16 protein-coding genes are annotated in these 17,469 nt (G+C 40.9%); 15 read left to right on the top strand and 1 reads right to left on the bottom strand.

The genetic code is table 11. The features are described 5' to 3' along the window. Positions 1-18: 18 nt before the first annotated feature. Complete coding sequence (locus tag BW986_RS06720) at positions 19-318, bottom strand: DUF6509 family protein (RefSeq protein WP_076366425.1); 300 nt, start codon at positions 316-318, stop codon at positions 19-21. Positions 319-621: 303 nt separating this feature from the next. On the opposite strand from BW986_RS06720, the gene BW986_RS06715 reads away from it, so the two are divergent. From BW986_RS06715 to rny, 15 genes are all read left to right on the top strand, one after another. Continuing rightward, on the top strand, positions 622-1,347 hold the full coding sequence (locus BW986_RS06715; RefSeq protein WP_076366423.1) for a GntR family transcriptional regulator: 726 nt from the start codon (positions 622-624) through the stop codon (positions 1,345-1,347). 161 nt (positions 1,348-1,508) lie between these two features. Further along, complete coding sequence (locus BW986_RS06710; RefSeq protein ID WP_076366421.1) at positions 1,509-2,597, top strand: BMP family lipoprotein; 1,089 nt, start codon at positions 1,509-1,511, stop codon at positions 2,595-2,597. Between the two features lie 189 nt (positions 2,598-2,786). Next, the gene (locus tag BW986_RS06705) at positions 2,787-4,322 is read left to right on the top strand and encodes an ABC transporter ATP-binding protein (protein ID WP_076366419.1); all 1,536 of its coding nucleotides are present in this window, start codon (positions 2,787-2,789) and stop codon (positions 4,320-4,322) included. Further along, on the top strand, positions 4,315-5,358 hold the full coding sequence (locus BW986_RS06700; RefSeq protein WP_076366417.1) for an ABC transporter permease: 1,044 nt from the start codon (positions 4,315-4,317) through the stop codon (positions 5,356-5,358). The genes BW986_RS06705 and BW986_RS06700 overlap by 8 nt, the downstream gene beginning before the upstream one ends. Next, positions 5,359-6,318 carry an ABC transporter permease gene (locus tag BW986_RS06695; protein ID WP_094246576.1) on the top strand — a complete coding sequence of 320 codons (960 nt, stop codon included), beginning with the start codon at positions 5,359-5,361 and terminating at the stop codon, positions 6,316-6,318. 210 nt (positions 6,319-6,528) lie between these two features. Beyond that, positions 6,529-7,809 (top strand): EF-P 5-aminopentanol modification-associated protein YfmF, encoded by a 1,281-nt coding sequence (gene yfmF / locus BW986_RS06690; protein WP_076366415.1) that lies wholly within the window; start codon positions 6,529-6,531, stop codon positions 7,807-7,809. Further along, a complete protein-coding gene (yfmH, locus tag BW986_RS06685; protein ID WP_076366413.1) occupies positions 7,809-9,095 on the top strand; it encodes an EF-P 5-aminopentanol modification-associated protein YfmH in 1,287 nt (428 codons plus the stop codon). The genes yfmF and yfmH overlap by 1 nt, the downstream gene beginning before the upstream one ends. Positions 9,096-9,114: 19 nt before the next feature. Then, on the top strand, positions 9,115-9,840 hold the full coding sequence (ymfI, locus tag BW986_RS06680; protein ID WP_076366411.1) for an elongation factor P 5-aminopentanone reductase: 726 nt from the start codon (positions 9,115-9,117) through the stop codon (positions 9,838-9,840). A 79-nt stretch (positions 9,841-9,919) separates the two neighbouring features. Next, positions 9,920-10,177: a DUF3243 domain-containing protein gene (locus BW986_RS06675; protein WP_076366409.1), complete on the top strand. Its 258-nt coding sequence runs from the start codon at positions 9,920-9,922 to the stop codon at positions 10,175-10,177. Between the two features lie 242 nt (positions 10,178-10,419). After that, positions 10,420-11,211, top strand: coding sequence for a DUF3388 domain-containing protein (locus BW986_RS06670; protein ID WP_076366407.1), 792 nt, complete (start codon positions 10,420-10,422; stop codon positions 11,209-11,211). 8 nt (positions 11,212-11,219) lie between these two features. After that, on the top strand, positions 11,220-12,128 hold the full coding sequence (locus BW986_RS06665) for a helix-turn-helix domain-containing protein (RefSeq protein ID WP_311316529.1): 909 nt from the start codon (positions 11,220-11,222) through the stop codon (positions 12,126-12,128). A gap of 164 nt (positions 12,129-12,292) precedes the next feature. Continuing rightward, a complete protein-coding gene (gene pgsA / locus BW986_RS06660) occupies positions 12,293-12,877 on the top strand; it encodes a CDP-diacylglycerol--glycerol-3-phosphate 3-phosphatidyltransferase (protein ID WP_034313524.1) in 585 nt (194 codons plus the stop codon). 22 nt (positions 12,878-12,899) lie between these two features. Continuing rightward, the gene (locus BW986_RS06655) at positions 12,900-14,132 is read left to right on the top strand and encodes a competence/damage-inducible protein A (protein WP_076367889.1); all 1,233 of its coding nucleotides are present in this window, start codon (positions 12,900-12,902) and stop codon (positions 14,130-14,132) included. Between the two features lie 349 nt (positions 14,133-14,481). Continuing rightward, on the top strand, positions 14,482-15,528 hold the full coding sequence (gene recA / locus BW986_RS06650) for a recombinase RecA (RefSeq protein WP_076366403.1): 1,047 nt from the start codon (positions 14,482-14,484) through the stop codon (positions 15,526-15,528). 353 nt (positions 15,529-15,881) lie between these two features. Continuing rightward, entirely contained in the window at positions 15,882-17,441 is a 1,560-nt protein-coding gene (rny, locus tag BW986_RS06645) for a ribonuclease Y (RefSeq protein WP_063231807.1), read from the top strand. Positions 17,442-17,469: the final 28 nt, after the last annotated feature.

The following is a 17,469-nucleotide window of genomic DNA, read 5'->3' as shown; positions in this document are numbered from 1 at the left end:
GGGCAGCAGCCCGGTTTTTTAATTATTCATCGCTTCGTCTAAATGTTTAAGGCAGAAGTCGGTAATCATCGCTTCTTCATCTTCTTCTAAATCGAATTCGAGTGCGCCTTCGTTCCCTTTTTCAAAAATATCATATTTAATCAATTTGCCTTTTTGTTCTTCCACGGCAAAAAGCACCCGGATATATAAACCATTTTCTGAAAAGAGCTCATCCTCTTCAGGCACTTCGATATCCAAGAACAACTCGTAACGTTCCCCGGACAAAATACCAAATGGATCATTCAATTTTTCAATAGTGTATTCTGTAATCTTTAACATCTTGTGTACATCCCTTCAAAGAAGATAAATCCTATTATACAGGAAAACATCATCTTGAACAGAGCTGCATTCATTTTGCATTTTCAAATGAATTTATCTGATTTAGGAGAATAATCGTACAAATTCCGCAGCTGTATCTAGATTGAAAGACACAGGGAAGGGTAATTTTTCCTAAATTCTTTTAAAGTAAATAGTAAAACACTATTTATTTATGTCAAAAAAAATGTTATATTATTTTCGATTAGTAGGAATGATTCAACATCAGAGGTCTGATGTCTTAAGAAATTAGCTGGGGGAAACTGTATGTCAATAAAATCAGATAGTCGACATTTATATTTGCAGGTCATTGATTACCTGAAGCAGGATATTGAAGCAGGGGTCTATCAGGAAAATGAAAAATTCCCTTCAGAATTCGATCTTGCAAAAAAATTGGGAGTGAGTAGGGCGACACTTCGAGAAGCGCTGCGAATTTTAGAAGAAGAAAACATCATCATTCGCCGCCATGGAGTTGGGACTTTCGTCAATCCGAAACCTCGGTTCACTTCAGGTATCGAGCAATTAAAAAGTGTCACGAACATGATTGAAGAGGCAGGAATGAAACCGGGTACGATTTTCTTAAGCTCGACGGCCCTAGAACCTACAGAAGAGGATATTCGCAGGTTTTCTTGTTCAACAGATGAACGCATCGTCATCATCGAGCGAGTAAGGACAGCGAATGGGGAGCCAGTTGTCTACTGTATTGACAAAATTCCTGAATCTATACTATCAGAAAATTTTGACCGTAATGATGAGTCTCTTTTTGATATTTTGGAAAGAGATGCGCATCGGAAAATTACGCATGCCGTAGCGGAAATTGAGCCTATTGGATATCATGAGAAAGTTTCTCCTATCCTTGAATGCTCTCCAGAAGCCGCACTGCTCGTTCTAAAGCAGATGCATCTGGATGATTGGGACCAGCCTATCCTGTATTCTGTTAACTACTTTAAAGCCAATATGTTCAGCTTTCATGTTCTTCGTAAACGTGTGTAGGCCTTGCTCTGCATACGTGTGAATGCAAGCGTTTGTTTTGGATTCCGTAAAAGTCAAATCAAACGTATGCAAAAAAAATTAACGAGAAGTGAAAACGCAAACATAAATGACTTTTCAGAACATTCCTGCTCAAAAAACTATGTAAATTAGGGGGATAAAAATTGAAAAAGCGCAAATTAGGATTAGCTCTTTCACTTGTTCTTGCAGCCGGTACGCTACTAGGGGCATGTGGTAATTCAGAGAATGATGATAAAGAATCTTCAAACGGGAAAAACAAAGATAACTTCACGGTTGCGATGGTAACTGATACTGGCGGCGTGGATGACGAGTCGTTCAACCAATCCGCATGGAAGGGCATTCAGGAATTCGGTAAGGATAATGGTCTGGAAAAAGGTAAAGATGGCTATAACTATCTGCAATCTAAATCAGATGCCGATTACGCTAAAAACCTGAATACGCTTGTACGTGAAGATTACCAACTTATTTATGGGATCGGTTTTCTTTTAGCCGAATCTGTTGGTGAAGTGGCTGACCAACGTCCGGATTCAAACTTTGCTATCGTGGATACTGTTGTTGATAAAAAGAACGTAGCCAGCATTAATTTTAAAGAGCAGCAAGGTTCATTCCTTGTAGGTGTTATTGCCGGATTGCAAACGAAAACAAACAAGGTCGGTTTTATCGGCGGAGTTGAATCTGAATTAATCAAGAAATTCGAAGTTGGCTTTAAGGCTGGGGTTTTATCTGTAAATCCGGATGCGAAAGTTGAAGTTAAATATGCCGGGGATTTCAATAAAGCTGATATCGGTAAATCAACTGCAGGCTCCATGTATTCTTCTGGTATCGATATCATTTATCATGCTGCTGGCGGAACTGGAAAAGGTGTATTCACTGAAGCTGTCGAGCAAAAGCAAAAAGATCCAAAGAGGGAAATCTATGTTATCGGTGTAGATAGCGACCAAGCTAAATTAGGGGCAGTTCCTGGAACTGACGACAACATCACGCTGACTTCCATGTTAAAACGTGTTGACGTAGCAGTTAAAGACCTTTCCGAGAAAGCGAAAGAAGGAAACTTCCCAGGCGGAAAAGTAATTGAGTACGGTATCGAAGAAAATGGTGTAGGCATTTCCGATACAAAAGATAACGTAACAGAAGAATCTTTAAAAGCGGTCGAAGAGTGGACAGAAAAAATTAAATCAGGTGAATTCGTAGTTCCGGGCACGGATGAAGAATTCAAAAAACTTGGTTTATAAGCTTTAATGCCAGAAAGAATAGGGAGGCAGAAGTGCCCTCTATTCTTTCTTTTCCCAACTGAAAAATATCGAATGAAAAACTATGATAGAATCGTAGTTTTTCATTTGGTTTTTTTAAAAATCAATAAGCTAGTAGAAGCAATTAAATGATTTAAGAATATTTACACTCATTTTAGGAGTTGATAATACGTGGAATATGTAATTGAGATGCTCAATATCCGTAAGGAGTTCCCCGGCATCGTCGCAAATGATAACGTTACCCTTCAGGTTAAAAAAGGGGAGATTCACGCATTATTAGGTGAAAATGGTGCGGGTAAATCCACTTTGATGAACGTTTTATTCGGCTTATATCAGCCTGAGCAGGGAGAAATCCGTGTGAATGGCAAACCAGTCAAGATTACCAGTCCTAACATTGCCAATGATTTAGGGATTGGGATGGTCCATCAGCATTTCATGCTCGTTGACCCTTTTACAGTAACGGAAAATATCATTTTAGGAAAAGAACCATCAAAAGCGGGTAAGATCGATTTGAAAGAAGCGAGCGAGGAAGTTAGGAAACTATCAGAACAATATCAGCTTCGTGTTGACCCCTATGCAAAAATTGCCGATATATCAATAGGGATGCAGCAGCGTGTCGAGATTCTTAAAACTCTTTACCGCGGTGCGGAGATATTGATTTTTGATGAACCGACCGCTGTATTGACCCCTCAAGAAATCAAGGAATTGATATATATTATGAAAGCCCTTATCAAAGAGGGGAAATCTATCATTTTAATTACACACAAACTTAAGGAAATCATGGAGGTTTGTGACCGGGTAACGGTTATACGCAAAGGGCAAGGAATCGGTACAGTGAATGTCAACGAAACGAACCCTGCCGAATTGGCCAGCTTAATGGTCGGTAGGGAAGTTCTATTCAAGACGGAAAAAACGGCAGCTACTCCTTCGGATGTAGTTCTCGAGGTTCAGGAACTGGAAGTCAAGGATTCCCGGGGCGTTTCAGCTGTTCGGAATTTGGATTTAACTGTCCGGGCAGGAGAAATTGTCGGTATCGCTGGTGTAGATGGGAATGGTCAATCCGAATTAATTGAAGCATTGGCTGGCCTAAGGAAGACAACAGCAGGTTCGATAAAGCTAAACGGAAAAGAGATCAGGAATCTTAAGCCGCGTAAAATCACTGAAGCAGGTGTCGGCCATATTCCAGAAGACAGACATAAGCATGGTTTGGTTCTGGATTACAGCATTGGTGAAAATATTGTCTTGCAAACTTACTATCAAAAGCCTTTTTCAAAAGCCGGTATCTTGAACTCAAAGAAAATATTCGAAAAAGCCCGTTCATTGATCAAAAGTTACGATGTTCGCACCCCGAGTGAATATACCCCGGCAAGGGCGCTTTCTGGAGGGAATCAGCAAAAAGCGATCATCGGCCGGGAAGTTGATAGGAACCCGGATTTATTGATTGCCGCACAGCCAACACGCGGGCTTGATGTCGGAGCGATCGAGTTTATCCATAAACGTCTGATTGAACAGCGTGATGCAGGAAAAGCGGTACTTCTCATATCATTTGAATTGGAAGAAATCATGAATGTGAGCGATAGAATTGCCGTTATATACGAAGGGGAAATCGTCGCAATTGTCGATCCGAAAGAAACGACTGAACAGGAGCTTGGCCTTCTTATGGCCGGCAGTAAACGGACGGAAGCAGGTGGAAAACAAAATGTCTAAGTATTTATCTAAATTAACGAGTCCGTTAATAGCAGTTATCCTCGGCTTAGTCGTTGGGGCAATTATTATGTTAGTAAGCGGCTATGACCCAGTTGCAGGCTATGGCTCCATGATAAATGGAATTATTGGGGATTCTTATTATGTAGGGGAATCCGTCAGGACAATCATTCCTTATATCCTTGCTGGTTTGGCAGTGGCTTTTGCTTTCCGTACGGGCCTATTCAATATCGGTGTGGAAGGGCAATTAATTGTAGGATGGCTGGCGGCAGTTTGGGTCGGTATTGCTTTTGATCTTCCAAGGATCATCCATTTGCCATTTGCCATCTTAGCTGGTGCAGCTGCTGGCGCGTTGTGGGCATTTATCCCTGGTTATTTAAAAGCTAAGTTTCGCGTACATGAAGTAATCGTTTCTATCATGTTGAATTATACAGCTTTATATGTGACGAATTATTTAATTAGGAATGTAATGACTGAAAAACTGGATAAAACAGAAAGAATTGCTGATACAGCATCACTCCGGTCTCCTTTTTTTGAAAGCATTACGGATTTTTCCCGGATGCATTGGGGAATAGTGGTAGCAATTATTTGCGTGATCATCATGTGGTTCCTTCTTGAAAGAACAAAAACTGGTTTTGAACTGAAAGCGGTAGGTTTCAATCAGCACGCATCCGAATATGCAGGGATGAGTGTAAATAAGAACATCATACTTTCCATGGTTATTTCAGGTGCGTTTGCAGGGCTTGCAGGTGCGATGGAAGGCCTTGGAACTTTCGGTTATGCTGCTGTCAAAGGCGGGTTCACAGGCATGGGCTTTGACGGGATTGCAGTAGCCTTACTAGGAGCGAATACGGCTATTGGTGTTGTGCTGGCAGCTTTATTATTTGGGGGACTGAAAGCAGGTGCCTTAAATATGCCGCTAGAAACCGGCATACCAAGTGAAATCGTTGATATTGTCATAGCATTGATCATTTTCTTCGTTGCATCCAGTTATTTTATTCGTTGGATTGCCGCTCGATTTAAGAAAGGGGTGAAATAAGTGGATTTTTACCAAGTATTACAAATTATTATTCCATCTATGATTGCTCTAGCTGCTCCACTTATTTTTACTTCACTCGGGGGAGTGTTTTCTGAACGGGCAGGTGTCATAAACATCGGTTTAGAAGGCTTGATGGTCATTGGTGCCTTTACAGGGATTGTTTTTAACTTAATGTTTGCTGATGTATTTGGGGAATGGACTCCTTGGCTCGCTGTCTTGGCGGCAATGATTGCCGGCTTGCTGTTTTCCATTCTGCATGCTGTTGCATGCATTACGTTCAGGGCGGACCAAACTGTCAGTGGGGTCGCCATCAACTTGCTGGCAGTAGGTCTGACCATGTTTTTGGTGAAGCTGATTTTTGACAAAGGTCAAACTGATAGAATCACAGAAACATTCCCAAGGATTGATGTTCCGTTACTAAGTGATATTCCATTTATAGGACCCATCTTTTTCGCAAATGGTTATTATATCGTATATATAGCGATCCTAATATCCTTTGTCGTTTGGTATGTACTTTATAAAACACCATTCGGGTTAAGGATCCGTGCAGTGGGTGAGCATCCGATGGCTGCTGACACGATGGGTGTCAATGTTACGAAAATCCGCTATGCTGCCGTTTTATTATCAGGTGCTTTTGGCGGTATCGGCGGAGCGATTTACGCTACCATCTTTTCGAATGAATTCAATCATGCGACAATTAATGGTCAAGGTTTCATGGCCATTGCAGCCATGATTTTTGGTAAGTGGCACCCGATCGGGGCAATGGGTGCTGCCTTATTCTTTGGTTTGGCTCAAAGTTTAAGTATCGTTGGATCGAGCCTTCCCTTCTTCAAGGATATTCCATCGGTTTACCTCTTGATCGCTCCTTATGTTCTGACGATCATTGCACTAACTGGATTCATTGGACGTGCAGATGCTCCGAAAGCATCCGGACAGCCATACATCAAAGGGAAAAGATAAGTATTTAACCGGTCAGCAAACTATGCTGGCCGGTTTTTTCTTTTGAGATTGAGCCATAAGTGATGGTGAGCTGGTGAAATACCAAAAAAAGTAGCTGTAACTTGCATGATTTTTCCTTTCACATGTATATTTTAAGTAGATGTTTAAAAGGGTTCCAATCTACAAACAATAAGCTAATAAAGGTGATTTATATAATGAGGAGGATTATTCATGTCTATTGCTTCCGATACAATTACGGAAAAAAGCGGCTATAAGCTTCATGTGGTCAAGACGGATAAATATAAAACGAATACTCTCGTGCTGAAGATGAAAGCCCCGTTGACAAAAGAGGACGTTACATATCGTGCATTGCTGCCATATGTGTTACAAAGCAATACAAGTAAATACCCTACAACACCCGAGCTTCGATCTTATCTTGATGATTTATATGGAGCAGGGTTTTATGTCGATGTAGCTAAAAAAGGAGAATATCAAATCATAAGTTTTACGATCGATATCGTCAATGAAAAATTCCTTAGTGATTCAACCCCGCTTCTCGAAAAGGCTTTTGGGTTATTATCAGAGGTGATCTTTAATCCGAAGAAGAACGGCGAAGCCTTTGACGCTAAAACGGTTTCCAATGAAATCCGTTCTTTAAAACAGCGGATTCAATCCATTTCCGATGACAAGATGCGATATTCAGCTACACGCCTCGTAGAGGAAATGTGCAAAAACGAACCATATGCTTTAGAAGCGAGCGGCAATCTTCAAGACTTGGAAACGATAACTCCAGAATCCCTATACGCCTATTATAAAAAAGTGCTGACCGAGGATGAAATCGATTTATATGTAATCGGTGACATCAATGAATCGGAAGTGGAGGCTCTATCTGACAAGTATGTGTCGTTGCAAGAACGAGTGCCTGTGAGACTGTCAAGGAAGCCGGGCAAGGTAGTGGAGAAGGAAAAAGAAATCATTGAAAATTCGGATGTGAAACAAGGTAAATTGAATATCGGTTATCGAACCCAAGTTGCATACGGTGATCCGGATTATTATGCTCTTCAGCTATTCAATGGGATTTTTGGTGGCTTTTCACATTCGAAACTTTTCATTAATGTCAGGGAGAAAGCTAGCCTTGCTTATTATGCAGCTTCAAGGCTCGAAAGTCATAAAGGACTTTTAATGGTCATGGCCGGCATTGAAAATGCCAACTACAAGCAGGCATTGGATATCATCCATGCACAAATGAAGGAAATGAAGCAAGGTAACTTTTCCGAAGAAGAACTGGCACAGACAAAGGCGGTCGTTAAGAACCAACTCCTTGAAACCATTGACGTTTCGAGAGGGCTTGTGGAAATTTTATATCATAATGTGGTTTCCGGGCAGGATATATCACTCGACGATTGGTTTGCAAAAACAGAGCGGACGACAAAGGAAGAAATCATTGCAGTCGGTCAAAAGATTCAGCTTGATACGATTTATTTCCTAACGGAAGCGGAGGTGCAAGGGTGATGGAAAAAATAACATTCACTCAATTGAAAGAAGAACTTTTCCATGAAAAAATGGATAATGGTCTCGAAGTATATATTCTTCCGAAAAGTGGGTTCAATAAATCATTTGCGACTTTCACGACGAATTATGGTTCAATCGACAACCATTTCAAACCATTGAATGGAACGGAATTTTCTAAAGTACCTGATGGGATCGCCCATTTTCTTGAACATAAGCTATTTGAAAAGGAAGATGGTGATGTTTTTCAGCAATTTTCAAAGCAGGGCGCATCTGCAAATGCCTTTACTTCTTTCACCCGTACAGCATATTTATTTTCCAGCACGTCCGATTTCGATAGGAATCTAACTACATTAATCGACTTTGTCCAGGATCCTTACTTTTCGGAAAAGACGGTAGAGAAGGAAAAAGGAATCATTGGGCAGGAAATCAATATGTATGATGATAATTCAGACTGGCGATTATATTTCGGTACGATAGCCAATATGTATCATCAACACCCAGTGAAAATCGATATTGCCGGAACTGTGGAATCGATTGCGGATATTACGAAAGATATGCTTTACGAATGTTATAATACGTTTTACCATCCTAGCAACATGCTCCTATTCGTTGTAGGACCGGTAGATGTCGAAAGCACCATGAAACTGATTCGGGATAATCAAAATAATAAAGGGTACAACGAACAACCTGCAGTGGAACGTAAATTTGACGAAGAGCCGGAAGGCGTTGCCAAGGATAAAGAAGTCTTAAGGATGAATGTCCAGACACCAAAAGTGATGCTGGGCATCAAGGCCATCAATGTGCAACAATCCGGTTTACAGCTTTTGAAAAGGGAATTGGCGACCAATATTTATTTGGAAATGCTGTTTGGCAAGAGTTCACCTTTACATGAGGAGCTATATGAGGAAGGGTTGATCGATCAAAGCTTCTCTTATGATTATACACAGGAACAAGGCTTTGGGTTTGCGTTAATTGGCGGGGACAGTGCCAAACCTGATGAGTTGACGGAGTCTTTATTTGCTATCCTGCAAAAATCAAAAGCAGGAACCGGACTGAATGAAGAAAGCCTGCAAAGGACAATCAAGAAAAAAATCGGTTCTTTCCTTCGTTCCCTGAATTCGCCGGAATATATAGCGAATCAATTCACCAGATATGCATTCAATGATATGAACTTGTTCGATGTTGTATCGGTATTGGAAAAACTAACGATCGAAGATATCAGGGAGATCGCCAAGGACTTAATATCCGATCAACGGATGACTGTCTGCCAGGTACTTCCTAAATAATATAAAGGGGGGCGGCAATGTGGGGAAACGTTTTGCCCTTATTACTGGAGCCAGCGGAGGAATCGGCAGGGAAATCGCAATAAAGCTCGCCGAGGAGAGTTACTCACTTTATTTACATTATAACAGCAATGAAGAAGCGATACTTGAACTGATTGAAGAACTGAAGCCTCATCAAGTCGAACTTATTCCTGTTCAAGCGGATTTGGCTGCAGCGGATGGATACAAGAAATTGGCGGAAAATATTTTTGCCCTCCATGCAATCGTCCTTAATAGTGGCAATAGCTATTATGGGCTTATATCGGACATGGATGAGACAATCGTTAATGAAATGGTCCAGCTGCATGTAACGAGCCCTTTCCAATTAACAAAGGAACTGCTTCCAAAGCTTATGTACCAAGAACAGGCTGCCATCGTTGCGGTCACATCGATTTGGGGGCAGACAGGTGCATCTTGTGAAGTATTATATTCTATGGTCAAGGGCAGTCAAAATGCTTTTATCAAGGCACTTAGCAAAGAGGTATCGCTCAATGGGATCCGGGTGAATGCCGTTGCCCCCGGTGCGATTTCCACTTCCATGCTCGAATCATTCAGTGCGGAAGATCTGGAGATCATCAAAGGCGATATCCCGATGGGCAGGATGGGGCATTCCAAAGAAGTCGCCGAGGCCGTATACTATTTGCTTTCCGACAAGTCGTCTTATATAACCGGGCAAATTTTAGGCGTAAATGGCGGATGGTACACATGATTTTTTTTAGACATGTATAATTTTATCGGTTCCTTCACAAAATATCTATGTACTATTTTGAAGGAAAGGGTGACCATTCATGTCTGTACTGGACAATTGGGATCAATGGAAAAATTTCTTAGGCGACAGATTAAATCAAGGTGAACAACAAGGTTTGTCAGAAGGTGCTGTTAACAACTTGGCTTTCGAAATCGGTGATTACCTGGCTAATCAGGTTGAGCCCCAGAATGATCAAGAGAAAGTGCTTGCTGATCTTTGGTCGGTCGCAAGCGATGAAGAAAAGCATGCCATGGCAAGCGTCATGGTCAAGTTAGTCGAGAACAATGCAACGAAGTAAAATATCAATCCAAAAGGCCCTGTTATTAATTAACAGGGCCTTTTGGATTGAAGTGGATGACTATTTATCCCCTTATATAAAAATGAATATTTTTCTAGGGTTTTTCCTTTTAACTTATCACGAAATGCTATATTATAGAAGCTAGACAATTAATATTAAAGTGTTCAGACCTTGAAAATTTACGATGGATAAGTTTTTTGCCCCTGAGAGGGTAAAGACTTTTAGGCTTAAGGAGTGTTATCGTGGATAATAAAGAATGGTATTTTGAATATGAAATTCAAGTCAACCGTCCTGGTTTATTAGGGGATATTTCTTCCCTTCTGGGTATGCTTTCCATTAATATCATCACCATCAACGGGGTCGATGAAGGCAGGCGTGGTTTACTTTTGTTGGCGAAAGACAGCCGTAATATAGAAAGATTCGAGTCAATCCTCCGTACGATGGATACGATTAAGGTCATTAAGCTTAGGGAACCTAAATTGCGTGATCGCCTCGCAGTCAGGCATGGACGTTATATTCAACGCGATGCCGATGAGAAAAACACCTTTAGGTTTGTTCGTGATGAACTAGGCTTGCTTGTCGATTTCCTGGCCGAGCTATTTAAACAGGAAGGTCATAAATTAATTGGGATACGAGGGATGCCTCGTGTCGGGAAAACTGAATCTATCGTAGCCTCGAGTGTATGTGCTAATAAGAGATGGTTGTTTGTGTCATCGACCCTTTTAAAGCAGACTATCCGCAGTCAGCTAATTGAGGATGAATATAATAATGATAATTTGTTCATTTTAGATGGAATTGTTTCCACTCGCCGTGCAAATGAGCGTCATTGGCAATTGATTCGCGAAATCATGAGGCTTGATGCTGTCAAAGTAATCGAACATCCGGATGTCTTTGTCCAAAATACGGAGTATACCCTTGACGACTTTGATTATATTATTGAATTGCGAAACAATCCTGAAGAAGAAATAACATATGAAGTTGTCGACCAAAAAGACCAGTTTTCAGGGTCCGATTTTGGTTCCTTTGACTTTTAAAATGGCAGGTGTTTTATTTGACTGAGTTAGGTAATCGATTAAAGGAAGCTAGGGAAGCCAAAGGTCTTAGCTTGGATGATTTGCAGGAATTAACTAAGATTCAAAAGCGTTACCTCATTGGCATTGAAGAGGGAAATTACAGCATGATGCCTGGAAAGTTCTATGTACGTGCATTCATAAAGCAATATTGTGAAGCGGTCAGACTGGATTCGGATGAGATTTTCGAACAATATAAGAGTGAAATACCATCGGTCTATAGCGAGGAATTGCCAGAACAGCTTTCAAGGGTCCAATCCAGAAAAACGATACCGGCAGGGGATTCGAAGGTTGTAGAAATGTTACCGAAGATATTGGCTGTCGTTTTAGTAATTGGTGCTGCCATATTGATTTGGGTGCTGGTATCGAACTATATGAGTAACCCGGATAATGATGACAAAAAGAACGCTAAAGAGAATGAAGCCGTGGGCTACAATAAAAGTGATGGGTTTAACGAAGAAAAAGAGAATGCAGACCAAAAACAGAATGAAGAAAAATCGGATTCATCTGATGAGAAGAATGAAGATGATGCAGTTGTCAAAGATGAAAAGAAAGAGCAAAAACTTGCCGTCACCAGTTCCAGCGGTAAAAATAGTACGTATGAATTAAAAAATACCGATACCTTTAAATTAAAGGTGACCTCCAAAGGCTCACCATGGGTAGGCATTAAAAATGGTGAAGGTAAATTACTTTTCCAGGGCACTATCGACAAGGACAAAAGCCAGGAAATTGATTTCACCAATGAGAAAGAAGCTGTCATCAATATAGGCAGAGCATATGAAACTGAGATTTATGTGAATGATGAGAAGCTGGAGTATTCCATTTCACCGACTGAAGTGAATACGCAATTGGTTACGATACAATTTACGAAAGCCGAATAGTCATCTTATAGATGACTATTTTTGCTCTATTTAATAGTAAGGCGGCGTGAAATGGTTTACCCGGCATATAAGATTGGATTTTGAGTTAAATTATACATATAAGCATTATTTTAGTCTAAGACGCATTGCCCGAATGGCAGGCGTAAATTTTGGAGGTAAAAGTTTTGAATCTGCCTAATAAGATTACAGTAGCAAGAATCTGTTTAATACCTGTATTTTTAATCATCATGCTCGTTCCTTTTTCATGGGGGACGCTAACTTGGGGAGAATACAGTTTGCCAGTGGCACACCTGGCTGGAGCCATCCTCTTTATTATCGCTTCCACTACGGATTGGATCGATGGCCATTTTGCCAGAAAATATAATATGATTACTGATTTAGGGAAATTTTTAGATCCATTGGCTGATAAACTTCTGGTTTCGGCTGCCTTAATCGTTTTGGTTGATCTAGATTTAATGTACGGTCAATCTTGGATTGCCATCGTGATCATAAGTCGCGAGTTTGCAGTCACCGGATTGCGTTTGGTGTTAGCGGGTACTGGGGAAGTGGTAGCAGCGAACCAGCTTGGAAAAATTAAAACATGGGCACAAATTGTTTCCATTTCGGCTTTATTGCTGCATAACCTTCCATTTGCCCTCATTTCACTTCCTTTTGCAAATATCGCATTATGGATTGCATTAATCTTTACAATCTGGTCAGGTTTGGATTATTTTATAAAAAACAAAGAAGTATTTGTTAATTCAAAGTAAAACGAATGGTGGTTTTGAAAAGATGGATGCAGAAATCATTGCAGTGGGCTCAGAGCTTCTTTTAGGGCAAATCAATAACACTAATGGAAGATTCTTATCGCAGCAGTTTGCGGAAATGGGGATCAACGTTTTTTACCATACTGTGGTCGGGGATAACGACCGCCGTTTACAACAAGCCATAGAAATTGCTGAATCAAGGGCGAACTTGATTGTTTTTACCGGTGGACTTGGTCCTACCAAAGATGATTTGACGAAAGAAACGATTGCCCGCCATATAGGGAAAAAGCTCGTTTTTAATGATGAAGCTTTGCAATCCATTGAAGCTTACTTCCAAAAACGGGAACGTCCGATGACGGAAAACAACAAAAAGCAGGCCCTTGTCTTAGAAGGCAGTGAAGTGTTGGCAAACGATCATGGAATGGCACCGGGAATGGTCTTGTCCAAATCTGGGATTACATATATGCTTCTACCTGGACCGCCAAGTGAAATGGAGCCGATGTTTTTAAGTTATGGTTATGAAAAGATCATGAGTAAATTGGAAAAGCATGAACGGATCGATTCCAAGGTTCTACGGTTCTACGGTATAGGTGAAGCCGAACTGGAAACGGTGATTGAAGATCTCCTTGTCAATCAAACGAATCCGACAATTGCCCCTCTGGCAGCCGAAGGGGAAGTGACGTTAAGGATCACCGCTAAAGACTCATCTAAAGAAAAATGCGAAGAGCTTATATTGGAAGCGGAAAAAGAAATTCTTAGCAGGGTCGGCAAGTTCCATTATGGAAGTGATAATACTTCGCTAATAAAGGAACTTGTAAAAGAATTAACGGTCCGCAAGCTTTCAATTGCGGCAGCTGAAAGCTTGACCGGAGGGATGTTCCAAGAACAGCTGACAACCATCCCTGGCGCCGGTAAAGTCTTCAAAGGCGGGATTGTCTGCTATACGAATGATGCGAAGTCCAATGTCCTCGGCGTCAGTGATGATACCATATCCGAGTATGGGGTGGTCAGCGGTGAGTGTGCTATGGAAATGGCCTCTAATGTCCGGAGCAAGCTCGATGCGGATGTAGGCATAAGCTTTACGGGCGTTGCAGGGCCGGATGAACAAGAAGGCAAGCCTGTAGGTACAGTATTTATTGGCATTTCCTATCGGGATGGAAACACTCATTTCAAGGAGTTGAATCTTTCAGGAAGCAGGGCGCAAAACCGTATTCGGAGTGTGAAATACGGCTGCCATTACCTATTAAGGGATTTATAAACGCTATAAGCAGAGCTTTTTACAGCTCTGCTTTTTATTTTGTTTTTAGAAGTTTGTTTCTTGAAAAATAGGGAAAAAAAGAAAAAAGTTAATTCAATGAAAATGTTTTTTTGAGGGAGTAAGTGAAACGAAATGGAGATTTCCTTTAGATAAAACGCTTTTTTACAAAGAATATCCCGAAAGAAAAAAACGAATGAATGTTCGACTTTTTGCTTGGCAAAATTGTAAAAAGAGTATATAGTAAAGATAGGTTTTGAGACAGGGTACAAACCTTGATCTCAAATAATTGCTAACGTAAGTACACCTTTAATCGGGCAGCCGATTATTTGAATATAGAGGAGGAAATTGAGTGAGTGATCGTCAAGCGGCTTTAGATATGGCGTTAAAACAAATTGAAAAACAATTTGGTAAAGGTTCCATTATGAAACTTGGGGAACAGTCTGATCGTAGGATTTCAACGATTTCAAGCGGTTCTTTAGCATTGGACGTAGCATTGGGAGTGGGCGGATATCCAAGAGGCCGGGTCATTGAGATATATGGACCTGAAAGCTCCGGTAAAACGACTGTTGCATTACATGCTATTGCAGAGGTACAAAAGACTGGCGGCACGGCTGCATTCATTGATGCCGAGCATGCTTTAGATCCAGCATATTCAGAAAAACTTGGTGTGAATATCGATGAGTTACTGCTTTCACAGCCTGATACGGGTGAACAAGCCTTAGAGATTGCTGAAGCGTTAGTTCGAAGTGGAGCGGTGGATATCATTGTCATTGACTCGGTGGCAGCACTTGTTCCTAAAGCTGAAATCGAAGGCGAAATGGGAGATTCCCATATGGGTCTTCAAGCCCGAATGATGTCTCAGGCACTTAGAAAACTGTCTGGTTCCATTAATAAATCAAATACCATTGCCATTTTCATCAACCAAGTCCGTGAAAAAATCGGTGTTATGTTTGGGAATCCGGAAACGACTCCGGGAGGCCGGGCATTGAAGTTCTATTCAACTGTTCGTCTGGAAGTGCGCCGTGCGGAACAATTAAAACAAGGTAATGAAATCGTCGGTAATAAAACGAAAATCAAGGTTGTAAAAAACAAGGTTGCTCCACCATTCCGTCAAGCAGAGGTTGACATCATGTATGGTCAAGGGATTTCACAAGAAGGTGAAATAATCGATATGGGTGCAGATCTTGATATCGTCCTTAAAAGCGGCTCGTGGTATTCATACAATGAAGAGCGTGTCGGACAAGGTCGCGAAAATGCGAAGCTGTTCTTGAAAGAAAACCAGGATATCGCTAAGGAAATTTCTCAGAAAATCAGAGATCACTATAATCTTGATGGAGAGCATGAACTACCGCCAGAAGAAAATGAACCAGAAGAGCATTTTGAATTGCTTGATTAATGATATACATAAAAGGCCTAAGCTTGTTCGCTTAGGCCTTTTATGTATATTTTGAGAAAAGTGCGAAATTTTCAGCGGATTAAATGGCATTGAAATCAGATTTACAGACTTCTTCCATAATGAATGCTGTAGATTATGATGGTTGATATAAAGAAAACTTGAATAATCATTGATACATAAGGGACAAACGCTTGACAATAAAAATTCTCAACTATACAATTAATATGTATATTTTACAATTTTTCAAACTAAAATTTTGAAAATTAAGTGCTGTATATTGAATTTATGTGCAATGTACTTGCCGACAGTTCAACATTTTATGTAAAAAGTTCATAGCAAGGGGAGGTGAAACGATGGAACCCATGACAATCATCTTCACTTTGCTTGGCCTAATCGTCGGTGCAGTTGTTGGTTATTTTATTCACAAATCAAAATTTGAGAGTAAAATAGCAGGGGCAAAGGGCTCTGCAGAACACATCCTTGAGGATGCGAAACGTGAAGCGGAAGCACTTAAGAAAGAAGCCTTGTTGGAAGCAAAAGATGAAATTCATAAAGTTCGTGCCGATTCGGATCGGGAAGCCCGTGAAAGAAGGAACGAATTACAAAAACAAGAAAATCGGTTATTGCAAAGAGAAGAGAATCTGGACCGCAAGGATGAAACGTTAGACAAACGTGAGAGCCTTTTGGAGAAAAAAGAAGATTCTCTAAACCAAAGACAACAGCATATTGAAGAGATGGAAAGCAAAGTGGACGAGACGGTTCGTAAGCAGCAAACAGAGCTTGAACGTGTTTCCGGTTTAACTCGTGAAGAAGCTAAAGCAATCATTATCGACCGAATGGAAAACGAGCTGGCTCACGATGTAGCGCTTATGATTAAAGAAAGTGATACCCGTGCCAAAGAAGAAGCTGATAAAAAAGCAAAAGAAGTCCTTTCTCTTGCCATTCAGCGTTGTGCGGCTGATCATGTTGCAGAAACCACCGTTTCTGTAGTAAATCTTCCAAACGATGAAATGAAAGGACGGATAATCGGACGTGAAGGACGAAATATCCGGACGTTAGAAACGCTAACAGGTATTGACCTTATTATTGATGATACTCCTGAAGCTGTCATTTTATCCGGATTCGATCCAATTAGACGGGAAACGGCACGCTTGGCTCTTGAGAAACTTGTTCAGGACGGACGGATCCATCCGGCTCGCATTGAAGAAATGGTTGACAAAGCAAGACGTGAGGTAGACGAACATATTCGTGAAATTGGTGAACAAACAACTTTTGAAGTTGGAGTTCACGGTCTCCATCCAGATCTCATCAAAATACTAGGACGTTTGAAGTTCCGTACCAGTTATGGGCAAAACGTACTTAAACATTCAATTGAAGTGGCCCAGCTTTCAGGTTTACTGGCAGCTGAGCTTGGTGAGGATGAAGTTCTTGCCCGCCGTGCAGGTTTATTGCATGATATTGGGAAAGCGATTGATCATGAAGTGGAAGGCAGTCATGTTGAAATTGGCGTTGAATTAGCAACCAAATATAAAGAGCATCCAACTGTCATTAACAGCATCGCTTCACATCATGGCGATACGGAACCAACTTCCATCATATCAGTGCTTGTGGCTGCCGCTGATGCATTATCAGCTGCAAGACCGGGAGCTAGAAGTGAAACGCTTGAAAATTACATTAGAAGACTTGAAAAACTTGAGGAAATTTCCGAATCCTATGATGGAGTGGAAAAATCTTTTGCGATTCAAGCCGGACGAGAAGTGCGGATTCTAGTGAAACCAGAACAAATCGATGATCTTTCGGCCCATCGACTCGCACGTGATATCCGGAAAAGGATTGAAGAAGAGCTCGATTACCCAGGTCATATAAAAGTCACGGTCATCCGTGAAACAAGAGCAGTCGAATACGCTAAATAATTGTAAATGAAAGACGAAGTGGTGCAAA

This window comes from Peribacillus simplex, assembly GCF_900156045.1.
GTDB classification, from domain to species: Bacteria; Bacillota; Bacilli; order Bacillales; family DSM-1321; genus Peribacillus; species Peribacillus simplex_D.
Note: the sequence above shows the minus strand (reverse complement) of the source record. Positions and strands in the feature narration are given on the sequence as shown.